Below are 6,535 nucleotides of genomic sequence, written 5' to 3'. Positions count from 1 at the left end.
ACAAGCGCGCTGTCCTTCATCCTTCCCACGGAGTACCTGGAAGCACACGGGCCGGGGCACGTGCGGGAACTGGCGCTGGAACTGGCGGCGGCGTTGCCCTTCTGCTCCGGACATGGGGGCTTGTGCTTCAACTACCCGGAGAGCGTCGTTGGCACGACCGATGCCATCCGCGACATGGCCTTTCGCCATCCCGGCCTGGACATCCCAGGCGTGAATTTCGACTCATTCTCCATTGGCACCCGGGTGAATGGGGTGCACTGGTTGAACTTCCTGGGCCCGCCCGTGTTGGGCGAGCTCGGGGGCGCCGCGGGCCTGCGCGCGCGCCTGCGCTCGCCCGGCACCACCGTGCAGGAACTCGATGGCGAGCGGGCCGTGGTGACGCTGGGGAACTGGCCGGAGGCCGGTGACACGGAGCAGGGCCGCACGTTGCCCGAGTACCGCGAGCTGGCACACGTGATGGAACCCTGGCTGTACATGGATCGTGGCAACTGGGGTGGCTTCTCCGACGAAGACATGCGCCGGTGGGAGCGCCGCTTCCTCGACTGATGCCGGATGCACGCGCTGGGCTCCGTAGCAGACAACAACCTCCACACCGTGCCAGAAACTCCCCATGAGTGAGTCCGCCATACCGAAAGCCTCGGGCCTTCCACTCCTCGGCGTCGCGCTGAGGTTTGGCCCACACTGGGCGCGCGCCACGCGGGAGCGCCTCGGTGATGTCTTCTCGTTCGAGCTGCCGGGGGGCAACGGCGGGGTGATGGTCACGCACCCGGATGACGTGCGCCTCGCCCTCGCCGAGAGCAGGGGGGTTGTCCGCGCGGAGTTTCCGCCGCACATGCGGGGTGTGCTCACGCCCATCACGGGCGACGGGCTCATCGGACGCACGGGAACCGCATGGGCCGAGCGGCGCGGCCTGATGCAGCCGAGCTTCCGCCGCCAGCGGCTCGCGGAGCTGGTCCCCCTCATGCTGGGGGCGATCGACCAGCAGCTCGAGTCGCTCGAGGCGCGTTTCATCCGGGACGGCCGGCCGTTCGACGCGCTGCCGGAGATGCACGCGCTCACCCTGAGCATTCTCATCCGCTCGCTCTTCGGCACCCGGCTCGACGCGCAGGACCTCCGGCGCGCGGGCGAGGCGGTCGACCTCACGATGAAGGCGGTGACCTTCGCTCCCCTCGAGCTCGGCAAGCAGCGCCTCGCCTGGCGCGCGGCGCGGGCCTTCGAGGAGGTCTCCCTGCGCATCGTCCGGGAGCGCCGGGAGTTGCCGCCCGAGGCGCGGCCACGCGACCTGTTGACGGATCTGCTCGAGATGCGGGACGCGCAAGGCGGAGGGCTCGATGACTCGAGCATCCGCTTCGAGTTGAGCGGCCTCTTCATTGGCGGCAAGGAGACCTCGGCGGTCTCGCTCTCGTGGCTCCTCGCGCTGCTGCCGCGGCGGCCCGACATCACCCACCGGCTCGTCGAGGAGATGGAGCGGGTGATCGGGGACCGGGAGCCGCGGGCCGAGGATCTGCCGGAGCTGCGCTATCTCGAGGCCGTCCTGCAGGAGAACCTGCGAGCCAATCCGCCGGTCTGGCTCCTCTTTCCGCGAAAGGCGGCGGAGGACACCGTGCTCGGTGGACACAGGGTGAGGCGTGGCACCACGGTCTGGGTGAGCCCGTTCGCGACCCACCATCACGAGGTCTTCTGGGAGCGGCCCGACGAGTTCCTTCCCGAGCGCTTCGTCCAGGAGGGCGGGGAGAAGGGCTCCCGCCACCCGTACGCATGGCTGCCCTTCGGGGCGGGCCCGCGCGTCTGCATCGGCGCCCGGTTCGCGCTCATGGAGATGCAGCTCTTCGTCGTGCGCCTTCTGCAGCGCTACCGGCTCGAAGCGGCCGACATCAGGCCCGTGGAACCGAAGGTGGTGTTCAACACCCGCTTCCCCCGCCGCGTGCCGCTCCGGCTCGTCCCGCGGAATCGCCGAGGCGGTGGAAACCCCGAGTGAATCCTTCGACGCGGAAGCAGGGCGCCTCGAAGGGCTCAGAGTTGCGTCGAGCCGGCAGGCACGCGCTGGGCTCCGTAGGTGTAGACGTACTCCTCCACCTGCAGGAACTCCTTGAGCGGTTGCTCGCCGCCGTCCTTGCCCCAGTCCACCCTGTCCATGCGCGTGAGTCGAGTGGAGTAGGGCACCAGCGTGTCCGGGTCCGTCACCAGCTCGAAGCGCTTGCGCGCCATGGGACCCGTCTCCGCCTCGGACTGGCCAACCGGCTGCAGATCCACCGTCAATCGCACACAGCGCCGCTCCTGGGCGTCCGGCGTGCAGGGGACGTCCACCTCGATGGAGGTGCGCTCTTCCGCGGCCACTTCCTTCTTCTCCATGAAGCCCGTGCCCACCACCATCTGTGTCTCGAACCGCACCGGTTCGCCGGGCGTCAGGGTGACGCCGCGCCAGCTCGCCACCAGCCGATCCCAGTACTCCAGTGCGGCTTCCTCCTGTACGGCCACCAGGTTCTCGAGGAGCTCCGCCTTCTTCTCCGGCTCCATGGGCAGCACCTCCAGCATCTGCTGGCCTGGCATTTCCTGGAGGTCGATGCCCTGGAAGCAGCCATCGTCGTCGAAGTGCACCGTGGGCACCGGATCCACCATGGCGGCGAACTGGGGCGGAGACACCTCGATGTCACTCGGGACGAGCTGGCGGTGGCCCTCCTCCTCTGCCGGCGCCACGGTCAGCCAATAGCTGCGCTGGACCTGGGTGTTGCCCAGGGGGCTGTTCATCGTGACGGAGTGGGTGACGCGGGCGGAGAGCTGCTCGGGCCAGGCGAAGCGCAGCGTGACGGCTTGCCGCGGGGCGCCTCGCGAGGCCGTGGGCGTGGAGCAGGCGCAGAGGGTGGGAAGGAGGGCCGCGAGAACCAGGGAGCGCGTGGTGCGTGTCATGGGGATGCGCGCTACAGCACCGGTTCGTCCAAAACTCCAGTGTCTTTGAGTCAGGCGTCCCAGCAGTGACTTCACGAGGGGTCCAGGGATGAGACTGCGGCCTGGAGGAACAAATGGTGACGACGTGGCGTGCGTAAGGGCACACGACCGGGGTGAAGGCGCTACGCTTCAAGGCGAGCCAATACAGAGAAAGACACTGCCATGAGCCCTGTACGACTCAATGCGGGAAGTCTGTTCGAGCACATGCGCCACATCTGCTTGCGCCCGAGGATGTTCGCCCCTGACTTCACGCTCGACCATCTCGCCCTCTACATCACGGGCTATGATGATGCCCTCGGAGATTTGGGGCAGAAGGGCCAGCACGAACAATTCAGGGAGTGGATGTACAAGCGGCACCCCAAGTGGCGGCATCTGCCCACCTGGTGGGCTCAGCAGGTCTACGAAGCCAATGAGCGAGACCTGGAGCGCACCCTCCAAGCCATCGTCCGTCTCCTGGATGAATTCCTGGCGACGGAAGGCGCCGGGTTCGTTCGCTTTCCCGAGCGCGAGACTGAATACGACATCGTCATCGAGAAGCCGGAGAAGCGTCCGAAGCGGAGTCCTCGCTCCAAGCGGTGACGTCTTTCCCAAGGTCGTGGCTCGCGGTGGGTGGTGCTACCGGGAGCCCGCGTCCGAGGTTCCCGGCGCAGGGCATACGTCCGGAGGATTGCCTTCGATCTCGCAGTACCTCGCCAGGGATGCGCAGTAGCGCGGGTTCCCCTGGCGGCAGAGCGCGAGCAGGCGTCTGGCGATCACCTTCATGCCCGCGTCCTCGCGCTCCTCCTTCTTCTCCTCCTCCGAGAGCGGTCCCCACAACTGATTCTCGCGCGCCTTCGCGAGCCGGGCCCGCCCCCTCAGCCTCGCGGCGGCCTGGGCGTCCCCGAAGACCTCGGCGAGGTCCGCGGCGATCTCGCAACGCGCCTCCGAGCCCATTCCACCATCGACTTCCTCGCAATGGCGCTCCATGCACTGGCGCACGTCCGCGTAGAGCCCGAGGTGGTTGTTCGGGCTCCAGGGGCGTCCGCTCCACGTCTGGATGAGCTCGGGGCATATGCGGCCGTAGTGTTCCGTCAGCGCCGCCAGCTGTCCTTCGAACATCAACTCCACCTGACCGCACATCCGCTTCACCTTGCCGAGCGCCGCCGGGTCCACTCCCTCGAGCTTCTCGGAGTGCTCGCACATCCGGGCGATACACTGAATGCTCGTCAGCTCCACGGTGAGCTCACCCAGCTGTCCGGCGTCGCCCCCCTGGAGCGTGGCCATGCGCGGACACCACCTCGCCGTGGCGGCCTTCCAGTATTCCGCCAGCTCCCCTTCGAGCTGGAAGGGTCCCTGGGCCTGTGCTCTTGACGTGGCGGCGGGCCGAGCGGGCTGCCCGTCCTGCCGGAGGTCGTTGATGAGGACCCCGACGAGCACGCCCCCCGCCACCAGCGCGACAACCGCCCAGATGGAGATGGCGGAGGCGCGCTTCGGGGGCGGCGGGGTGGGGTTCTTCCGTCTGCGTCGCGACTGACTCATCCGCGCATCATAGGCTTGTTCCGCGCCTGCTCCGGGCCGGGAGGATTCATCTCCGAAGCCTACCGCGCACCGGCCTCGGGTTCGCGGAAGGCGTGCATGTGGGCCACCTCGTCGCTCATGGAGGCTTCGATCATCGCCTTGCGCAGGGAGGGCAGGGGCCAGCGGAAGGGCGCCGCGCGATCCACGGCCCTGTAGCTGGCCCGAGCGTCGTCACTGCGTTCCGTGGCCTGCCGCAGGCGCTCGGTGTCCCCCAACTCCGTGGCGGCCTTCTTCATGAGGTTGAGCCCCACGAGCAGCTCGACGATGGAGGACTCCGCGGAGAGGCGCGAGCCGATGCGCCACAGGGCCTCGCCCAGGCGCTGGCGCTCGGCGGGCGTGAGCGTGTCCCGTGAGGCATCGGTGCGCTTCTGGAGCACCCAGGGCACGGGGCTGACCAGCGCCATCACGGCGACGGTGTACGCGTGGTTCTCCGGCAGGGAAATCCCCGTGGCTTCGAAGTGGCGCAGCGCGTACCGGTTGATCGAGAGGAAATCGCTCTGGCGCCAGTCGGGCAGTTGCGAGAGTGCCTCGAGCTCTTGAATCTCCCGGGCCGTGAAGGGCGCCTGGGTGTCCGTCCCCTCCAGGAGGAGCAGGGCGCGAAGCTGCATGGCCTTCGGGTAGTCGGCGGAGAGCGCGGCGAGGCGGGCGCGCAGGGCGGCTCGGAGCCGGGCGCGCACAGGGGCTGGCGGCTCGTCGCGCTCGATGTACTCGGCGATGGGGACGATCAGCTCGGCGGGCGCGAGCACGGGGAGCTGTTGGATGAGGGCGTGGGCCCGCTCGGTATCGAGCTTCATGGTGAGGGCGACCAGGAAGCGCTGCTCGGCCGAGAGCTCCTGCTTCCAGACGTCCTCGGGGCTGGGGCCCGTGGCGTGTGGCTCCGTGTCTTCCGGCAGCACGGAGGACTCTCTGAAGTCGGGCCTGCCGATGTCATTCCAGGCCTGGATGAAGGCGTCACGCCAGCCCAGGGCGGGTTTGGTGCGCCTGAGGGCGAGGAGTGACTCCAGCAGGCGCGGCTCGGGGCTCTCGGGAAGCGTCTGGCGCAGCGTGAGGATATGGCTGGCCGCGCCATCCAGGTCTCCGGTTTCGAGCGCATCGCAGGCGCGCGTGAAGAGGACGGAGGGAGAGGGGGCCTGGGCGGAGGTCTCGGACGGCGCGGGGGCTGCCCTCGCTTCGAGGCACAGGGACCCGAGTGCGAGGACGAGCAGGGTACGGCTCAGGTGGTACGTCAGGTGCCAGGAGCGGCTGTGGAACGAGAAGAGGCGTGTCATATGCCCGAGTCTAGCCGGACCGCGAGCCCGGGCTGAGTCCCGTCCGGCTCGGGAGTTCGAGCGTCCCGACACCCTCCACACCCAGGACATCCGTGGCGGCGTTCTTCAGCTCCTCGGAGGCGCTTCCGCGGGCGGCTCGGACCCGCACGGTTCCTCCAGGAAAGCGGGCGCCCAACGCAGCAAGTTGCAGGCCATGGTGCCCGGCTGCCCGGCGTTCGGGGATGAAGCGGCTTGCTCCCGGACGCGTCAATGCCGAGCGTCCTCCTCATGGATCCGATCGAACTCCTGACACAGCAGCATGAGGAAGCAGAGCGTCTCTTCCAGCAGGTGGCGGTGGCGAGCGGGGATGAGAAGACCCACCTGTTCCGCCGTCTCGCCTACCTGCTCACCCTGCATACGCAGCTCGAAGAGCGCTTCTTCTACCCGGAGGTCAAGCTGGCCGAGACGAGTGATTTGATCCAGCACTCCTACGACGATCATGCCGAGGCCAAGGCGCTGATCTCCCAGTTGCTGCACCTGGAGGTCAGCGACATGCAGTTCGAGCCCGCCCTGATCAGCCTCCGCGAATCCGTGGAGGCGCACGTGGCCGAGGAGCGGTCCGTCCTCTTCCCACAGGTGCGGCGGCTCCTCTCCGCCGAGCACCTCGCGCGCCTGGGCGATGAGCTCGTTCGGGGAGTGAGCGAGCTGACGCAGCCCGGAGCCCTTCCGGCCGTCTCGCACGACTCGCAACTGGGCGCCATCTAGCTCGTCCGCGTGACAGCCCG

The 6,535-nt window shown here is 68.4% G+C and carries 7 protein-coding genes; 4 read left to right on the top strand and 3 right to left on the bottom strand.

Annotated elements, in window-relative coordinates; translation table 11 throughout:
* Positions 1-546: type VI immunity family protein (locus AC16DP_RS11025; RefSeq protein ID WP_329729009.1), on the top strand; the 546-nt coding region annotated here is incomplete at its 5' end.
* Between the two features lie 64 nt (positions 547-610).
* A complete protein-coding gene (locus tag AC16DP_RS11020) occupies positions 611-1,978 on the top strand; it encodes a cytochrome P450 (RefSeq protein WP_329729008.1) in 1,368 nt (455 codons plus the stop codon).
* A 35-nt stretch (positions 1,979-2,013) separates the two neighbouring features.
* On the opposite strand, the gene AC16DP_RS11015 is transcribed toward AC16DP_RS11020, so the two are convergent.
* Positions 2,014-2,907, bottom strand: a complete 894-nt coding sequence (locus AC16DP_RS11015) for a hypothetical protein (RefSeq protein WP_329729007.1) — start codon at positions 2,905-2,907, stop codon at positions 2,014-2,016.
* Positions 2,908-3,108: 201 nt separating this feature from the next.
* Here AC16DP_RS11015 and AC16DP_RS11010 point away from each other — a divergent pair, with 201 nt between their 5' ends.
* Positions 3,109-3,525, top strand: coding sequence for a hypothetical protein (locus AC16DP_RS11010; protein WP_329729006.1), 417 nt, complete (start codon positions 3,109-3,111; stop codon positions 3,523-3,525).
* A 36-nt stretch (positions 3,526-3,561) separates the two neighbouring features.
* Here AC16DP_RS11010 and AC16DP_RS11005 read toward each other — a convergent pair whose 3' ends face one another.
* Complete coding sequence (locus tag AC16DP_RS11005; RefSeq protein ID WP_329729005.1) at positions 3,562-4,464, bottom strand: hypothetical protein; 903 nt, start codon at positions 4,462-4,464, stop codon at positions 3,562-3,564.
* A 59-nt stretch (positions 4,465-4,523) separates the two neighbouring features.
* Complete coding sequence (locus AC16DP_RS11000) at positions 4,524-5,771, bottom strand: hypothetical protein (RefSeq protein ID WP_329729004.1); 1,248 nt, start codon at positions 5,769-5,771, stop codon at positions 4,524-4,526.
* A gap of 267 nt (positions 5,772-6,038) precedes the next feature.
* Here AC16DP_RS11000 and AC16DP_RS10995 point away from each other — a divergent pair, with 267 nt between their 5' ends.
* Positions 6,039-6,515, top strand: a complete 477-nt coding sequence (locus AC16DP_RS10995) for a hemerythrin domain-containing protein (RefSeq protein ID WP_329729003.1) — start codon at positions 6,039-6,041, stop codon at positions 6,513-6,515.
* Positions 6,516-6,535: the final 20 nt, after the last annotated feature.

This window comes from Archangium sp. (genome assembly GCF_057119385.1).
The sequence above is the reverse complement of the archived record's forward strand: the minus strand, read 5'-3'. Positions and strand labels throughout refer to the sequence as shown.